Here is a 15,683-nt window from a genome sequence, read left to right as displayed (position 1 = left end):
GCTTTCACCCTTGCCAAACGGCTTGTGGGCGACAGTATACAGCCGGAATAAACCCCCGGGAGGATCCCCCATGAAACTGACCCTGACCGCCCTCGCCTTCGCAGGGCTCGCCGCACCAACCTTCGCGCAGGACATCGAGGCTGGCGCCAAGACCTTCAACCAATGCCAGACCTGCCACGTCGTGCAGAACGAAGCGGGCGAAACTCTCGCCGGCAAGAACGCCAAGACCGGCCCGAACCTTTACGGCGTTGTCGGTCGTGTCGCAGGCTCGCTCGAAGGCTTCAAATACGGCGCAGGCATCGAAGAGCTGACCGCAAAGGGCTTTGTCTGGACCGAAGCTGACATTGCCGTCTACGTGCAGGACCCGACCAAGTTCCTCGTCGAAAAGACCGGCGACAAGAAAGCCAAGTCGAAGATGATGTTCAAGCTGAAGAAAGAAGAAGACGCCAAGAACGTGGCGGCCTTCCTCGCTTCGCTGGCCCCTGCTGCCGCCCCGGCCGACGCCGCCGCCCCGGCCGAAGGCGCTGTCACCGAATAATCCGCCAATCCTTCGCCCTGACGGACGGACACCTCCCTCCCCCTTCGTGGGGGAGGGATGGGCGGGGGGCAAACCCGCGTGCAAGTCATCAAACCCTTGCCAAACCCTTAACGCATACCCTAACCTATTGATCTGGATGGAATGCGGATCTTGTCCCACCGTGGGACATCACGCCAGCACCAGCCCGCCCTCGGTTTCCAGAAACCGCACCACCTCGTCGATCCCAACCCCCTGCCGCACCCGTGCCATCACATAGGGCCGCTCCCCCCGCGCCCGCTTGGTGTCGGCCTCCAGCAACTCCAGATCCACCCCCACATAGGGCGCCAGATCGGTCTTGTTGACCACCAGCAGGTCCGACCGCGTCACCCCCGGCCCCCGCTTCCTCGGGATATCCTGCCCCGCCGCCGTATCGATCACATAGATCGACAGGTCCGCCAGTTCGGGGCTGAAGGTCGCCGCCAGATTGTCCCCCCCGCTCTCGATCAGAATAAGGTCAAGGTCCGGAAACGCCCCCCGCAACTCCGCCACCGCCGCCAGATTTATGCTGGCATCCTCCCGGATCGCCGTGTGAGGACACCCCCCTGTTTCTACGCCCCGGATCCGGTCCAACGGCAGCACCTGCGCCCGCATCAGATACTCCGCATCCTCGCGCGTGTAGATATCGTTGGTGATCACCGCCATCGAACAGCGCCCCGCCAAAGCCCGGCACAGCGCTTCGGTCAGGCTGGTCTTGCCCACGCCCACCGGCCCGCCGATTCCCACTTTCAACGGCCCGTTTGTCATGTCCGAAATATCCTCACATCCATATCCTCATGTCGCATCGCTGCCAGATCGGCGCCAAACGCCGCCGTCCCGATCTCGTCCAGCCCCGCCGTCGCCGCCCACTCCGCGACCTCGCCGATCACCGGATGCAACGCCGCCAGCACCGCCTGCCCTTCGGTCTGCCCCAAAGGCACGAACCGCGTCGCCACCGCCACCAGGTTCCCGGCAAAGCCGTGCAGATAGACCCCGATCACATCCTCCAGCGACATATCCAACCCCGCCGCAGCCTCGCCTACAGCCACCGGCAATACCCGCATCGGCAGGTCGCGCCCCGTCAGCCCGGCCACAGTCCGCGCAAAGGCAGCGCCCTGATCCACTGTCTCGACCAACCGCTCGCGCGACCCCGCCATCGCCCGACCAAAGGCATCAAGGGCCGCATGATCCGCTTCGGGCCGCAGCGCCCCGGCCAGCAGCACCGCATCCGCCTGCCCCGCCCCAAACCGCAGCACGTCACTGATCCACCCCTGCACGCCTTCGGCCGACCGCATCCCCCCGGCCATCGCCCATTCCATCCCGTGCGAATAGGCAAAGCCTCCGGTCGGAAACGCCGGTGACAGCCATTGCACCAGCGTCAGAAGATCAGTGCGCATGTCCCATCGTGCGCCCCAGTCCGTAAGCGCCCCCCTCCGGCGTGAACGGCGCCTCGGCGGGCGTCACCGTCGCGCCCAGGCCCCGCAGCATCTCGGCCAGCACATGATCAGCCCGGATCACCAGCCGGTCCGCCTCGATCTGGCAGGGCGTGTGGCGGTTGCCGATGTGCCAGGCCAGCCGCGTAAGATCGCCCGTCACCACCAGCACCGCCTCGCTTGCTGCCGCCACCTCGACCAGCCGCCCATCCGACAGCTCGAAAGCATCGCCCGCCAGCACATTCGTCGTTTCCGGCAGATCGACCAGGAACCCCTCGCCCGCCGCCGTGACCAGCCGCTTGCGGCGCAGAAACCGCTCGTCATACCCAAGGACAACCCGGGCCGTCGCCAGCCGAGGCCAGTTGCCTGCGCGGTGAAGTGTCTGTGCCGCCAAACTCATCGAACTGCCTTTGCGAAAAATTCACGAATCGGGAGGATGCTAAGCCCAAGGACCAAAGGAGGATCAGACATGACCAGACTTGCCCTCGCCGATGAACTGGCCGAAATCCGCGCCGAAATCGCCCGCCTGCAAAAGCGTGAAGAAACGCTTGCGACGATGGCGAAGACGTTCCCCGTCATTCCCGTCTTTCGTCGCGGCTGGCCCGTGAACCGCGATGCGCAAAAAGGTGCAGTGCACGTCTGACGCCTCAAAACAGGAAGTAACGCTGCGCCAGCGGCAGCTCTCGGGCGGGTTCGCAGGTCAGCAGCACCCCATCCGCACGCACCTCGTAGGTCTCCGGGTCCACCTCGATTACCGGCGTCGCAGCGTTCAGCTTCATGTCGGACTTGCCGATGCCCCGGCACCCCTCCACCGCCACCGTCTCCTTCGCCAACCCATAGGCACTGCGCACATCCGCTTCCTGTGCGGCGCCAGACACGAACACCACCGCATTACGCTCCACGCTGCGACCGTAAGCCCCGAACATCGGCCGCGTGTGCACCGGCTGCGGCGTCGGGATCGAGGCGTTCGGATCGCCCATCTGCGCCACCACGATGCAACCACCGAGCAGCACCATTTCCGGCTTGGCCCCAAAGAACGCCGGCGACCACAGCACGAGGTCCGCCCGCTTGCCCACCTCGACCGACCCGATATGCCGGCTGACGCCATGCGCAATCGCCGGGTTGATGGTGTATTTCGCCACATAACGCTTCACGCGCAGGTTGTCGTTTTCGCCCGTCTCGCCCTCCAGCCGCCCGCGCTGGACCTTCATCTTGTGCGCCGTCTGCCAGGTGCGGGTGATCACCTCGCCCACCCGCCCCATCGCCTGACTGTCCGACGAGATCACCGAAAACGCGCCCAGATCGTGCAGGATATCTTCCGCCGCAATCGTCTCGCGCCGGATACGGCTTTCGGCAAAGGCCACATCCTCCGGCACTCGGCGGTCAAGGTGGTGGCAGACCATCAGCATGTCGAGGTGTTCCTCAATCGTGTTCACCGTGTAGGGCATCGTCGGGTTGGTCGAGGATGGGATGACATTCTGGCTCGACACCACCTTGATGATGTCCGGCGCGTGGCCGCCACCCGCCCCTTCGGTATGAAACGCATGGATCGTCCGCCCCGCGATGGCCTTCAGCGTGTTCTCCACAAACCCGGACTCATTCAGCGTGTCGGTGTGGATCATGACCTGCACATCCATCGCATCCGCCACCGTGAGGCAGCAGTCGATGGCGCCGGGCGTGGTACCCCAATCCTCGTGCAGCTTCAGGGAACTCGCACCGGCCCGCACCTGCTCTAACAGTGCCTCCGGCAGCGAGGCGTTGCCCTTGCCCGCAAAGGCCAGGTTCATCGGAAACGCATCCGCCGCCTGCATCATCCGCGCCAGATGCCACGGCCCCGGCGTGCAGGTGGTGGCCAGCGTGCCATGTGCGGGCCCCGTGCCACCGCCAAGCATGGTGGTGATCCCCGAATGCAGCGCGTCGTCGATCTGCTGGGGCGCGATGAAATGGATATGCGCGTCCATCCCCCCGGCGGTCAGAATCCGCCCCTCGCCCGCGATGATCTCGGTCCCCGGCCCGATGATGACATCGACCCCAGCTTGCGTGTCGGGGTTGCCCGCCTTGCCGATTTTCGCGATCCGCCCGTCGCGCAGCCCCACGTCGGCCTTCACGATCCCGGTCCAGTCCACAATCAGCGCGTTGGTGATCACCGCATCCATCGCGCCCGCCGCGCGGGTGATCTGGCTTTGCCCCATCCCGTCGCGGATCACCTTGCCGCCGCCGAACTTCACCTCATCACCGTAGCGCAGCGCGTTGGCACCGCCCGCGCTGCGCTCGGCAATGAGGTCGCGCTCCACCTCGATGATCAGATCGGTGTCGCCCAGCCGGACCTTGTCGCCCACCGTTGGGCCATACATGTCGGCATAGGTCTTGCGGCTGATCGTGGCAGGCATCATTGGTCCTCTCGGCTCGGAAATCGTTTACTCGCTGGGACTGCCAGCGCCTTTCCCGGCGCGGCAGCACCTTGCCTGAAATGCGGTCGCTTTACAGCGGCCCCATGATTTTCTGATTGAAACCAAAGACATTGCGGTCTCCGCCATAGGGCACCAACCGCACTTCGCGCCTCTGCCCCGGCTCGAACCGCACCGCCGTACCCGCCGCGATGTCAAGCCGTTTGCCCCGCGCCGCCGCACGGTCGAACTCCAGCCCCGGGTTGGTTTCGGCAAAGTGGTAATGGCTGCCCACCTGCACCGGCCGGTCGCCGGTGTTGGCGACCATCAGCACCGTCACCTCGGCGCCCTCGTTCAGAACGATGTCACCGGGCGCGGGAAAAACCTCTCCCGGTATCATTTGCCGCCCCTCAGCCGCGCGATGACCGCCCCGCCCAATGCGCCCACCAGTGCTGCGACGATCCAACCCAGTTCCACCCCATGCGGGTGGTGATGCAGGCCGGGGTCGGCCAGCGCCGGCGTGGCAAGGAAGACGGCGGGAAACAGCATACGGCTCATGGGTCAGCCCTCTCGGATCGGGTGGTGAACGGTGACAAGCTTGGTGCCATCGGGAAACGTCGCCTCGACCTGCACCGAGTGGATCATCTCGGGGATGCCGGCCATGCACTGACCGGCGGTGATGACATGCGCGCCCGCCTCCATCAGGTCGGCGACCGACCGGCCATCGCGCGCGCCTTCAACGACGAAATCGCTGATCAGCGCAATCGCTTCGGGGTGGTTCAACTTCACCCCCCGCGCCAGCCTCCCGCGTGCGACCATCGCCGCGACGCTGACCAGAAGCTTGTCCTTTTCCCGTGGCGTCAGGTTCATCGTCTCTCCCTCACATCTGCCAGACGCGCGGCAAGGGTCGCCCCGACCGCAACACAGCCAGCGCCCGCACGATCTGCCGCCGCAGCGGCCAGCCGTCCGCCGCCGTCATCCGCACGACCAGTTTGCCGTCAAACGCCGACGCGGCGGCATTGACCCCCGGTTCGTCCAGAACCGCGCGCAACCCCGCCAGCCCGTCGCCCAACCGTTCGCCCAGCATCACGATCGTCGCAAAGGCCCGCGCGCCGCCCAGCCCCGCGCCGCCCGCTTGCAGCGCCGCATCGCCCAAACCCAAAGGCTCCACCGACAGGGGCTTGCCGTCGCGCCAGATCTCACGCCGGTCGCGGAACGCGACGCGGCCCACCGTTTCGCCCATCGCGGCACGGCCCAGAACCACCGCCTCCAGCGCCAGACATCCCGCGCCTTCGCCCAGATCAATCCGTGTTCGGCGGTCCAGCCTTGCCCCGTCAAAAAGGATCGTCTCCTGTGGCAGCCAATCCAGCCAGCCACCCGGCCCGACCGTCAGCGCCACATTCATCTGCGCGCTGGCGCCATCGGCCCGATATGCCCGCTCCGCCGTCTGGGTCGTCGCCACCGCAACGCCGCCCTCCAGCATCAGCGCATACCGCAAACGGTCGTCCGAGGTCAGGCCGCCCGAGGTGTTCAGAAACACCACCTCCGGCACCACGCCCACCTGCGGCAGGATCGCCTTGGCCGACCCAGTCTGCCGCAGATCCTGCAAGCGCACCCGCCCATCACTGCAGGCAAGGCCAACCGCGGCCTCGCCCTTGGCGCGCTGCATCACTGGAAATCGGCTGATCGCGGTCATCGGCACTCCCTCGCGCCAATTGTCCGGCGGCAAGGCGGCCCGTGGCAATTGCCGGTGGAAAGGCCGCCAGCGCCGCGCCCGTTTCCGGCCCGCATCCGCCTATACGTTGGGCACACCGCCCAATTTCACGGCATCCGGCGAAATCAGCCCTCGATCAGCCCGCTCACAAGGGTTACGCCCGCGTCGACCAGCGCCACATCGCCGCGCGCCTCGACGTTCAGCCGCAGCAGGGGTTCGGTGTTCGACGACCGCAGGTTCAACCGCCAGTCCCCGAAATCAAGGCTCATCCCGTCGGTGTCATCCCGCGCCACGGCCTTGCCCGCCAGCGCCGCCTCCACCCGTGCCACCGCAGCCTTCGCATCGGCCACGCGAAAGTTGATCTCGCCCGAGGATGGAAACGCCGCCCGCATCTCGGCCAGCAACTCGGCCAGAGACCGCCCCGTCCGCCCCATCAATTCTGTCACCAGAAGCCACGGGATCATGCCGCTGTCGCAGCACATGAAATCGCGGAAATAATGGTGCGCCGACATCTCGCCGCCGTAGACCGCCCCCGTCTCGCGCATCGCGCGCTTCAGGAACACATGTCCGGTCTGCGCCATCACCGCCCGGCCCCCGGCACGCGCCACGAGGTCTTGCGTGTTCCAGATCACCCGAGGGTCATGGATCACCGCCGCCCCTGGGTCTTTCGCCAAAAACGCCTCGGCCAGAAGGCCCACGACGTACTCGCCCGGAACGAAGGCGCCGCCTGCGTCGAACAGGAAGCAACGGTCGAAATCTCCGTCAAACGCCACGCCCATATCCGCGCCCACTGCCCGCACGGCATCCGCCGTCACGGGCTGGTTCGCCTCAAGCAAAGGGTTCGGGATGCCGTTCGGAAAGCTGCCGTCCGGGTCATGGAACATCCGCTCGAACTGCAAGGGCGCGCCCTTCGCCGCCAACCCCTCGGCCAGCGCATCGAAGGTCGGCCCCGCCGCCCCGTTGCCGCAGTTGACCAGTATCTTCAATGGCCGCAGCGCCGCCACATCGACAAAACTAAGCACCCGCTCGACATACGCCTGACGCACCGCCGGCACCGCCACAACCCGCCCGCCCGGACGCGCCACTGCAAACGCCCCGCTTTCGGCAAGCGCGCGCACCGCGTCGAACTCTGCCTGCGCCAAGGGCACCGACCCCGCGCCAACCAGCTTCAAGCCATTGTAATCCATCGGATTGTGCGACGCGGTGACAGTTATCCCGCCCCCGGCCTGCAAATGCGCGGTGGCGAAGTACATCTCCTCGGTCCCCGCCAGCGCAAGGTCCAGCACCTCAACCCCCGCGGCCAGCAACCCCTCGACCACCGCCCCCGCCAACTGCTCCGAGCTTTCGCGACAGTCGCGCCCCAGCACCACGCGCCTCGCCTGCGTCACTTCGGCAAAAGCCCGCGCGATCCGCCGCGCAACATCCTCGTTCAACTCCTCGCCCAGTCGCCCGCGCACATCGTAGGCCTTGAACGCCGTCAACCTCATTCACCGCATCCCGTAATAGAGGCCCACCACATGCTCGGCCTCGGCAAAGAACAACCACCGCGCCGCAAACGCCCCCACCAGATACAGCGCTATCGCCACGACGATACCGATATGCACCGGCAGCACCGCCAGCGCCAGCACCGGCAACACCGCCGCAAACACCACCGCAATCTGCCGCAGCCGTTGCGCATGCTTACGCCCCACCACGAAGATCATCTCGCGCAGCAAGTAGTTGCCCCCGGTATGCGGCAATTCAAAGACCTGCGGCTGTCCAACCCGGTCCAGCCCGGTCGCGGTGCCCAGCGTTGCTCCGCGCGCCGCGAACTGCCGGTCACCCAGCCGGAATGCTAGCATCAACACGCCCGCCAGCACCGCCGCCAGCCCCGCCGCAATCCGCACCTGCCCTGCCAGCAGGGCGCCCCCGGTCAACGAAAACGCCAGAAACAATACTGGCGTGATCCAGTGGTTCCAGCGTGGCACGGCCTTGATCTGCGCATAGATCATCGAGGTGGCGATCACCGACACCACGCACATCGCGGCCCCGGCCCAGCCGATCCCGCGCGGCAGGCCAAGCCCCAGCCAATCCGACAGCGCCATCGGCGCCAGCAGCAGCAGCGTCACGACCGACGTCCACGCCTCGCGGCTCAGCCAGCTTGTGCGCCACTGGGAAAACGCCAAAAGCGCGCGCTGCGGATTGCCAAGGTGAAACGTCGAGGCCGCAAGCCCCCCCACCGCCAGCGCGTAGCCAAGCCCCCAGACCACAAAGGCCGGCCAGCCGGAAACCGGCAAGACCCCCGCCGCGATAAAGGCCAGAAAGCCGAATCCGAGGCCGGACAGGACCGTGAAGATGATGACGGAAGGTGCTGGATGCATTCAGATCTTCCCCAACACCTTGTCCAGCCACCCGGCAAATCCGGTGGCCTTGATATCCAACAGCGGCGCCAGCAGGCTTGCCTGATCGGGGCGGTCCTTCTTGCGCGGCGGCAGATACTTGTTGGTGGGCTTCGTCCCCATTTCCGGCATCAGGTCATAGCCCCCCCGGTCGGCCACCAGTTTCGACACCGCCGACAACGGGTCGCCCAGATCGCCGAAATGCCGCGCGCCGGTCGGGCAGGTGCGTACGCAGGCAGGCTCGCGGTCTTCCTCGGGCAGGTTCTCGTTGTAGATGCGGTCGACGCAAAGGGTGCATTTCTTCATCACACCCGCGTCCGCATCCATCTCGCGCGCGCCGTAGGGGCAGGCCCAGGCGCACAGGCCACACCCGATGCAGGCGTCCTCGTTTACCAGAACGATCCCGTCCTCGGCCCGCTTGTAGCTGGCTCCGGTCGGGCAGACGGTGACGCAAGGCGCGTCCTCACAGTGCAGGCAGGACCTAGGGAAGTTTATGATTTGTGGCGCCGCATCAACAGGTTGCACCTGATAGCTGTGAACGCGGTTGAGGAACGTCCCCGACGGATTCGCACCATACGGGTCCTGATCCGACAAGGGCACGCCATAACCCTGATCGTTCCACCCCTTGCAGGCGGTGACGCAGGCATGACACCCCACGCAGGTATCAAGGTCGATCACCAGACCCAGTTTCTTCTCGGTCGCCGCAGGCAACATAGTCATCGGCTCGTTCCTTTCGGCACCACACGCGGGATCGGCGGAAAGGCCGGCTCCGCATGATCTTTCGGCTCCACCCTTTCGATCCGCACCTTCAGATCGAACCACGCCGCCTGCCCGGTCACCGGGTCTGAATTGGAATAGCGCAACCCGTCTCCCTTTGCAGGCAGCAGTTCGGAAATCAGGTGGTTCAACAAGAACCCCTCCACCGCCTCCGGCGCATCGTCACTCAGCGCCCAGGCGCCCTTGCGCTTGCCGATCGCGTTCCACGTCCAGACGGTGTTTTCGTTCAGCGCCGCCATATGCGCCACCGGCACCGTGATGCCGCCATTGGGCGAGATCACCCGGGCATAGTCGCCCACCTCAAACCCATGTTCCTCCCAGATCTTGGTCGGCAGATAGAGGAAGTTCTTCCCCCTGATCTGGCGCAGCCACGCGTTCTGCGACCCCCACGAATGGTACATGTCCATCGGCCGCTGCGTCAGCGCGTGAGTGGGATAGCCCCACCCCGCAGACTCCGCCTCGCCGAACGGCGGATACCAGATCGGCAAGGGGTGCATCGCCTGCTTCAACCGTTCGCGCAGGTGATCGGGCGGCTGGATCGGCCCATGCCCTTCGGCGGCCAGTTGGAACTTCCGCATCGGTTCGGACCAGATGTTGAACAGATAGGGTTGCGGTGCTTCATAGAACGAGGTTGCGACAGCCCAGTCCTGATACGCCTTGTTCCAAGGCTTGTAGTACAGCGCGCCCTCCGGCACATGCGCCTGAAAGAACCCGCCGTTCTCGATGTATCTGTCCAGTTGCGCGGGGTTCGGCGCGCCGCGCCCGACATCCTCGCCATTGCCGCGAAAGCCTATCAACGGCCCCACTCCGGGCCTGCGCTGGTGGCTGACAATGTAATCGGCATAGTCCTTGAACTTCGCCGTCCCGTCCTCGTTCACCATTCCCGGCAACCCGAGCCGCGCCCCAAGGTCCAGAAGCACCGACTGGAACCCGCGCACATCCCGGTCCGGCTCCACCACCGGCCAGCGGATGCTGTCGCCCGCCGCATCCGGCTCGGATATCGGGCGATCCAGCAGGCTGATGCAATCGTGCCGTTCCAGATAGGTCGTGTCGGGCAGGATCAGGTCGGCATAGGCCACCATTTCCGACGCATAGGCGTCCGAATAGATGATCCGGGGAATGACATAGTCATCCCCCTCCTTCGCCGTCAGCATCTCCATCACGGCGGCGGTATTCATCGACGAATTCCACGACATGTTCGCCATGTACAAAAACAGCGTGTCGATCCTGTAGGGGTCGCCCGTAGCGGCATTGGGGATGACCATGTGCATCATCCCATGCGCCGAAAACGGGTTCTCCCACGAAAACGCCTTGTCGATCCGAGCAGGCGAGCCGTCGAGCAGCAGGCACAGGTTCTCCGGCCCCCGCACGTAACCAAGATGCGGCCCAGACAAGGGTTTGCCCGGTGTGGTCACGAAGTTCGGCGTCGGATGCGCCTCCACCGGTTTCGGGTATGGCGGCTTGAACCGGTAGCCGCCCGGCACTTCCACCGTGCCAAGCACGATCTGCAACAGATGCAGGGCGCGGGCGGTCTGAAAGCCGTTGGAATGCGCAGAAATCCCCCGCATCGCGTGAAAGCTGACCGGACGCCCCGGCATGTTCGGATGCTCGTTGCCGCGAAAATCGGTCCAGGGCTGGTCCAGCACGATCGCCTGCTCGAACGCCACCTCGGCCAGTTCCGCCGCCAGCTGACGGATGCGCAAGGCCGAAACCCCGCAACGCCCCGCCACCGCTTCAGGCGCATATTCCGGCGCCAGATACGTCTCCGCCATGTGCTGGAACACCGTCCGGTTGCCTTGCCACACCGCGCCCAGATCCGGCTCCACCCCCTTGCCGTCCCACGGGGCGGGATGCTGCGTCCGCTTGTCGATCACGAAGGGCTGGCTTTCGGCATTGCGCGCAAACAGCCCCTTCTCCGGCCCCTCGGCTGCGTTCACCAAAAGCCCTGCGTTGGTAAACTCCGCCAGATAGCGCAGGTCGACCTTCCCCGCCTCAAGCAAGCAATGGATCAGGCTCAGGATCAGCAAGCCATCGGTGCCCGGCGTGATCCCGATCCAGTCATCCGCCACCGCCGAATACCCGGTGCGGATCGGGTTGACCGAGATCACCCGCGCGCCCCGTTCCTTCAGCCGCCCAAGCCCGATCTTGATGGGGTTGCTGTCATGATCCTCGGCGACGCCAAACATGACGAAAAGCTTGGTATATTCCCAGTCCGGCTGGCCAAATTCCCAGAACGCGCCGCCGATGGTGTAGATGCCAGCCGCCGCCATGTTCACCGAACAAAACCCGCCGTGGGCGGCATAATTTGGCGTGCCGAACGCCTGCGCCCACCACCCGGTCAGCGATTGCGACTGGTCGCGCCCGGTAAAGAACGCCAGCTTCTCCGGCGCTGTTTCCCGCAGTGGCTTCATCCACGACACCGCCGTCTCCAGCGCCTCATCCCACGAGATTTCCTCGAACGCGCCCGACCCGCGCGGCCCCACCCGCCGCAACGGTGCGCGCAGGCGCGACGGGGCAGTGATCTGCATGATCCCCGATGCACCTTTGGCGCACAGCACACCCTTGTTCACCGGATGGTCGCGGTTGCCCTCGATGTAGGACACCCGGCCTTCCTTCAGATGCACGTTGATCCCGCAGCGGCAGGCGCACATGTAGCAGGTGGTTTTCCGGATCTCATCCGACACCGGCGGCGACAGGTTGATCCTTGGCTGCTCTGTCATCTCCGCCCCTCCCCGGCCCGCACGACCGTCGCTTCCAGCGCAATCTGGCGCTCTTCGTCCGCAGGCACTGTCCAGATTGCGACAGTCGATGCCGCCCCCTGCAACACAGCCTCATTCCTTGCGTTCGCCGCCTCGTCCACAACCGCGCCAAGGTAGGACAGGCCGCGCGCAATCCCAAGCCTTACGGTGGGGTCATTCTCCCCGATCCCGCCGGTAAAGACCACCGCGTCCAGCCCACCCATCGCCGCCACCATGCTGCCGGCGTGGCGCACCGCCCAATAGATGAAATGTTCCACCGCAAACGACCCCGGCCCGATCTGGCGCATATCGTTCGACCCACCCAGCGCCAGAAGCCCGCTTTCCCGGTTCAGGATGCGTGCCGCGCCCTCGATCCCGTGCAGCTCGGCCAGCCGCAGGACCGCGTTGCCGTCGATCGACCCGGTCCGCGTGCCCATCGTCAGCCCGTCCAAGGGGGAATAGCCCATCGTAGTGGCCACCGACTGCCCGTCGAGGATGGCGCACAGCGACGCGCCGTTGCCCAGATGGCAGGCCAACAGCCGCCTTGGTACGGCATGGCGCCCCCCCAGCACCCGCAGAAGTGCGGCATAGCTGATCCCGTGAAACCCATAGCGCCGGATGCCCCGCTCACGCTCGGCCAGCGGCAGGGCATAGGTCACCGCCACCTCGGGGTTGGTGGCGTGAAATGCCGTGTCGAAACTTGCGTATTGCGGCAGGTCCGGCACCAGATCGACCACCGCCCGAATGCCCATCAGGTTCGCCGGGTTGTGCAGCGGGGCCAGTGGCACGCAAGCCTCGATCCCCGCCAGCACTGCATCGGTTACCCGGCACGCCTCACGAAACGCAGCGCCGCCATGCACAACCCGGTGCGCCGCCGCCGTCAGGTCGGCCACAGCGACCCCCGCCTTGCGCAAGCCCTCTGCCAGCGCCGCAGGGTGCCCACCCGCCGCCACCCCTTCCACCGTTGCCCGCGCCACCTCAGCCAGACCATCGTCGAACACCGCCAGTTTCACCGAAGACGAGCCGGAGTTGACGATAAGCCACATTCAGATCACCGCCTTGACCAGCCCAAGCGTGGCCAGACCCGCCAGCAGCAAGATGGCAAAGCGCCGGAACTCCTGCGGATCGGTGGAAAAGAAGTGCCGCCCGCCCAGCCAGTTGCCCAAAAACGTCAGCGGCAGCGCAATCAGCGAGGCCCAGAGCGTATCCCAGGTCACCAGCCCCGCCCAGAAGTACAAGGGCGCAGAATAAAGGTCGAGCAGCGGGAAATAGGCGATCAGCGTGGCGCGAAACACGTTCGCTGGCATCGGCTGTGCGGCAAAGAACGCTGCCACCGGCAGCCCGCCCATACCCGGCGCATTGGCAAGGCCCGAGATCACGCCCGCCACCGCGTTCGACGGCCCCCGCACCTCCCGCGCCAGCCGCCAGCCGGCCAACAGGATCACGCACATCAGCAGCACATACCCCGAAATCACCGCCCGCGCCGCGTCCTCGCTGACCCCGGTCAGAACCCACAGCCCCAGCGGCAGCCCGATAGCCGCCCCGGCCAGCAGCAGCCAGACCCGCCGCCAGTCCACTGAAGGCCCCGCCCCCTTGGCTGCCTGCAACGACATCGCCGTTTCCAGAATGACAACAACCGCCACGAAATTCAGCGGATTGGTGACAAGACTCGAAGCAGCGATGACAATCGCCGAATACCCGAACCCCGAATAGCCCCGGACAAAGGCGGCGACGAGGATCGCCACCGCCATCCACACCAGCGCCAAAGGGCCGAGGTCAAACGGCATCACACCATCTGCCGCCGCATGTCCGCCTTGGAGATCCCCGCCACCTCCACCGGTTTCTTCATCGCATCGCGACGGAACGGCTCGCCCAGTTCCTGGTTGATCAGCGCCTCGATCAGCGTGGTCTTGCCATGCTCCATCTGGTCGGTGACAGCCTTCGCCAGCGCATCGCGCAGCTCCTCCATCGTCCGCGCTTGCACGCCTTGCAACCCGCAGGCTCGCGCGATCCCGGCATAACTAACCTGCGTGTCCAGCTCCGTCCCCACAAAGTTGTCATCATACCACAGCGTCGAGTTGCGCTTCTCCGCCCCCCACTGGTAATTGCGGAACACCACCATAGTGATCGCCGGCCACTCCGGCCGCCCGATCGCGGTCAGTTCCGTCACCGCAATGCCGAACGCCCCGTCGCCGGCAAAGCCAACCACCGGAGTATCCGGGCAGCCGATCTTCGCGCCCACGATGCTGGGCAAGCCATACCCGCAAGGCCCGAACAACCCCGGCGCAAGATATTTCCGCCCCGCCTCGAACGTCGGGTACGCGTTCCCGATCGCACAGTTGTTGCCGATATCGCTGGAAATTATCGCCTCGCGCGGCAGCGCCGACTGAATCGCCCGCCACGCCATCCGCGGGCTCATCCAGTCCGGCTTATCCGCCCGCGCGCGCTGATTCCACGACGTCCCCGGATCATCCTCTTCATGATCCATCGACGACAGCGCCTGCGCCCATGCCGACTTCGTCTGTGCTATCTTGGCCTTGCGTTCGGTGCGCCCATGGTTACCCGCGGTAGTGGCTAACCGCGCCAAAACCGCCTCGGCGACCTTTGCAGCGTCGCCGACAATACCGACAGTGACCTTCTTCGTCAGCCCGATCCGATCGGGGTTAATATCGACTTGGATGATCTTGGCCTCTTTGGGCCAGTAGTCCAGCGCGTATCCCGGAAGCGTTGAAAACGGGTTCAACCGGGTACCCAAACAGAATACCACATCTGCCTGAGAAATCAACTCCATCGCGGCCTTCGACCCATTGTAGCCAAGTGGCCCCGCAAACAGCGGATGGCTGCCAGGAAACGCGTCATTGTGCTGGTATCCGACACAAACCGGTGCATCCAACCGCTCTGCCAGACGCATCGACGCGGGAATCGCCCCGCCGATCACCACGCCCGCGCCGTTCAGGATCACCGGGAACTTGGCCGATGACAGAAGGTCCGCCGCCGCCTGGATCGCCGCCTCGCCGCCCGACGGGCGCTCGAACTCCACAATCGCCGGCAGCTCGATGTCGATCACCTGCGTCCAGTAATCGCGCGGCATGTTGATCTGCACCGGCGCGCTCATCCGCTTGGCGTTCAGGATGCAGCGGTTCAGCACTTCGGCCACGCGGGACGGGTCACGCACCTCCTCCTGATAGGCCACCATGTCCTGAAAGAGGGCCATCTGCTCCACTTCCTGAAACCCGCCCATACCGATGGTCTTGTTCGCCGCCTGCGGCGTCACCAAAAGAAGCGGCGTGTGGTTCCAGTAGGCCGTCTTCACCGCCGTCACGAAGTTGGTGATCCCCGGCCCGTTCTGCGCGATCATCATGCTCATCCGCCCGCTGGCCCGGGTGAACCCGTCCGCCATCATCCCGCCCGAGCCTTCATGCGCGCAGTCCCAGAAGGTGATCCCGGCCCTCGGGAACAGGTCCGAAATCGGCATGAACGCCGACCCGATGATGCCGAAGGCATGTTCGATCCCGTGCCGCTGCAGCACCTTCACAAAGGCTTCTTCGGTGGTCATCTTCATGGCGAAACTCCTCTTGCGTTGCCGGCATTTCTACAACCGGTCGAACATTGAGCTTAGGGCCAGCGCGACCACCCCTGTATAGCCAGAAAACCACCCCTTCATCTGTCCGCAAATATCCTCGGGGGGTCCGGGGGGCGAAGC

At 65.4% G+C, this 15,683-nt stretch carries 17 protein-coding genes; 2 read left to right on the top strand and 15 right to left on the bottom strand.

The window, feature by feature from the left end; all coding sequences use genetic code 11:
- The first annotated feature begins 70 nt into the window (after positions 1-70).
- Positions 71-538, top strand: a complete 468-nt coding sequence (locus ACROUL_RS10665) for a c-type cytochrome (protein WP_431299468.1) — start codon at positions 71-73, stop codon at positions 536-538.
- 168 nt (positions 539-706) lie between these two features.
- Here the strand turns inward: ACROUL_RS10665 and ureG are convergent, their stop codons facing one another.
- From ureG to ACROUL_RS10650, 3 genes are read right to left on the bottom strand one after another with little or no spacing between them, the layout of a single operon-like run.
- Positions 707-1,321 carry an urease accessory protein UreG gene (gene ureG / locus ACROUL_RS10660; RefSeq protein ID WP_431299467.1) on the bottom strand — a complete coding sequence of 205 codons (615 nt, stop codon included), beginning with the start codon at positions 1,319-1,321 and terminating at the stop codon, positions 707-709.
- A complete protein-coding gene (locus tag ACROUL_RS10655; protein ID WP_431299466.1) occupies positions 1,318-1,950 on the bottom strand; it encodes an urease accessory protein UreF in 633 nt (210 codons plus the stop codon). Before ACROUL_RS10655 ends, ureG begins: the two co-directional genes overlap by 4 nt.
- On the bottom strand, positions 1,940-2,386 hold the full coding sequence (locus tag ACROUL_RS10650) for an urease accessory protein UreE (protein ID WP_431299465.1): 447 nt from the start codon (positions 2,384-2,386) through the stop codon (positions 1,940-1,942). Before ACROUL_RS10650 ends, ACROUL_RS10655 begins: the two co-directional genes overlap by 11 nt.
- A gap of 69 nt (positions 2,387-2,455) precedes the next feature.
- Between ACROUL_RS10650 and ACROUL_RS10645 the strand changes: the two genes are divergently transcribed.
- Positions 2,456-2,629, top strand: a complete 174-nt coding sequence (locus tag ACROUL_RS10645; RefSeq protein ID WP_431299464.1) for a hypothetical protein — start codon at positions 2,456-2,458, stop codon at positions 2,627-2,629.
- A 4-nt stretch (positions 2,630-2,633) separates the two neighbouring features.
- Here the strand turns inward: ACROUL_RS10645 and ureC are convergent, their stop codons facing one another.
- From ureC to xsc, 12 genes are all read right to left on the bottom strand, one after another.
- Complete coding sequence (gene ureC / locus ACROUL_RS10640; RefSeq protein WP_431301280.1) at positions 2,634-4,376, bottom strand: urease subunit alpha; 1,743 nt, start codon at positions 4,374-4,376, stop codon at positions 2,634-2,636.
- Positions 4,377-4,467: 91 nt separating this feature from the next.
- A complete protein-coding gene (locus ACROUL_RS10635; RefSeq protein ID WP_431299463.1) occupies positions 4,468-4,773 on the bottom strand; it encodes an urease subunit beta in 306 nt (101 codons plus the stop codon).
- On the bottom strand, positions 4,770-4,931 hold the full coding sequence (locus ACROUL_RS10630) for a hypothetical protein (RefSeq protein ID WP_431299462.1): 162 nt from the start codon (positions 4,929-4,931) through the stop codon (positions 4,770-4,772). The genes ACROUL_RS10635 and ACROUL_RS10630 overlap by 4 nt, the downstream gene beginning before the upstream one ends.
- A gap of 3 nt (positions 4,932-4,934) precedes the next feature.
- Positions 4,935-5,243 (bottom strand): urease subunit gamma, encoded by a 309-nt coding sequence (locus ACROUL_RS10625; protein WP_305571734.1) that lies wholly within the window; start codon positions 5,241-5,243, stop codon positions 4,935-4,937.
- Between the two features lie 10 nt (positions 5,244-5,253).
- Positions 5,254-6,069, bottom strand: a complete 816-nt coding sequence (locus tag ACROUL_RS10620) for an urease accessory protein UreD (protein WP_431299461.1) — start codon at positions 6,067-6,069, stop codon at positions 5,254-5,256.
- A 143-nt stretch (positions 6,070-6,212) separates the two neighbouring features.
- Positions 6,213-7,574 carry a phosphomannomutase gene (locus ACROUL_RS10615; RefSeq protein WP_431299460.1) on the bottom strand — a complete coding sequence of 454 codons (1,362 nt, stop codon included), beginning with the start codon at positions 7,572-7,574 and terminating at the stop codon, positions 6,213-6,215.
- On the bottom strand, positions 7,575-8,447 hold the full coding sequence (locus tag ACROUL_RS10610; protein ID WP_431299459.1) for a dimethyl sulfoxide reductase anchor subunit family protein: 873 nt from the start codon (positions 8,445-8,447) through the stop codon (positions 7,575-7,577). It lies immediately after the preceding gene.
- Positions 8,448-9,185, bottom strand: coding sequence for a 4Fe-4S dicluster domain-containing protein (locus tag ACROUL_RS10605; protein WP_431299458.1), 738 nt, complete (start codon positions 9,183-9,185; stop codon positions 8,448-8,450).
- Positions 9,182-11,962 (bottom strand): molybdopterin oxidoreductase family protein, encoded by a 2,781-nt coding sequence (locus ACROUL_RS10600; RefSeq protein WP_431299457.1) that lies wholly within the window; start codon positions 11,960-11,962, stop codon positions 9,182-9,184. Before ACROUL_RS10600 ends, ACROUL_RS10605 begins: the two co-directional genes overlap by 4 nt.
- Positions 11,959-13,026, bottom strand: coding sequence for an acetate/propionate family kinase (locus tag ACROUL_RS10595; protein WP_431299456.1), 1,068 nt, complete (start codon positions 13,024-13,026; stop codon positions 11,959-11,961). The genes ACROUL_RS10600 and ACROUL_RS10595 overlap by 4 nt, the downstream gene beginning before the upstream one ends.
- Complete coding sequence (locus tag ACROUL_RS10590; RefSeq protein ID WP_431299455.1) at positions 13,027-13,767, bottom strand: TSUP family transporter; 741 nt, start codon at positions 13,765-13,767, stop codon at positions 13,027-13,029.
- Complete coding sequence (gene xsc, locus ACROUL_RS10585; protein ID WP_431299454.1) at positions 13,767-15,542, bottom strand: sulfoacetaldehyde acetyltransferase; 1,776 nt, start codon at positions 15,540-15,542, stop codon at positions 13,767-13,769. The genes ACROUL_RS10590 and xsc overlap by 1 nt, the downstream gene beginning before the upstream one ends.
- Positions 15,543-15,683 lie beyond the last annotated feature (141 nt).

It is taken from the genome of Tabrizicola sp. BL-A-41-H6, from assembly GCF_050632395.1.
In the GTDB taxonomy this organism is placed as follows: Bacteria; Pseudomonadota; Alphaproteobacteria; order Rhodobacterales; family Rhodobacteraceae; genus JAUYQR01.
This window is presented reverse-complemented; position numbering and strand designations above follow the sequence as displayed.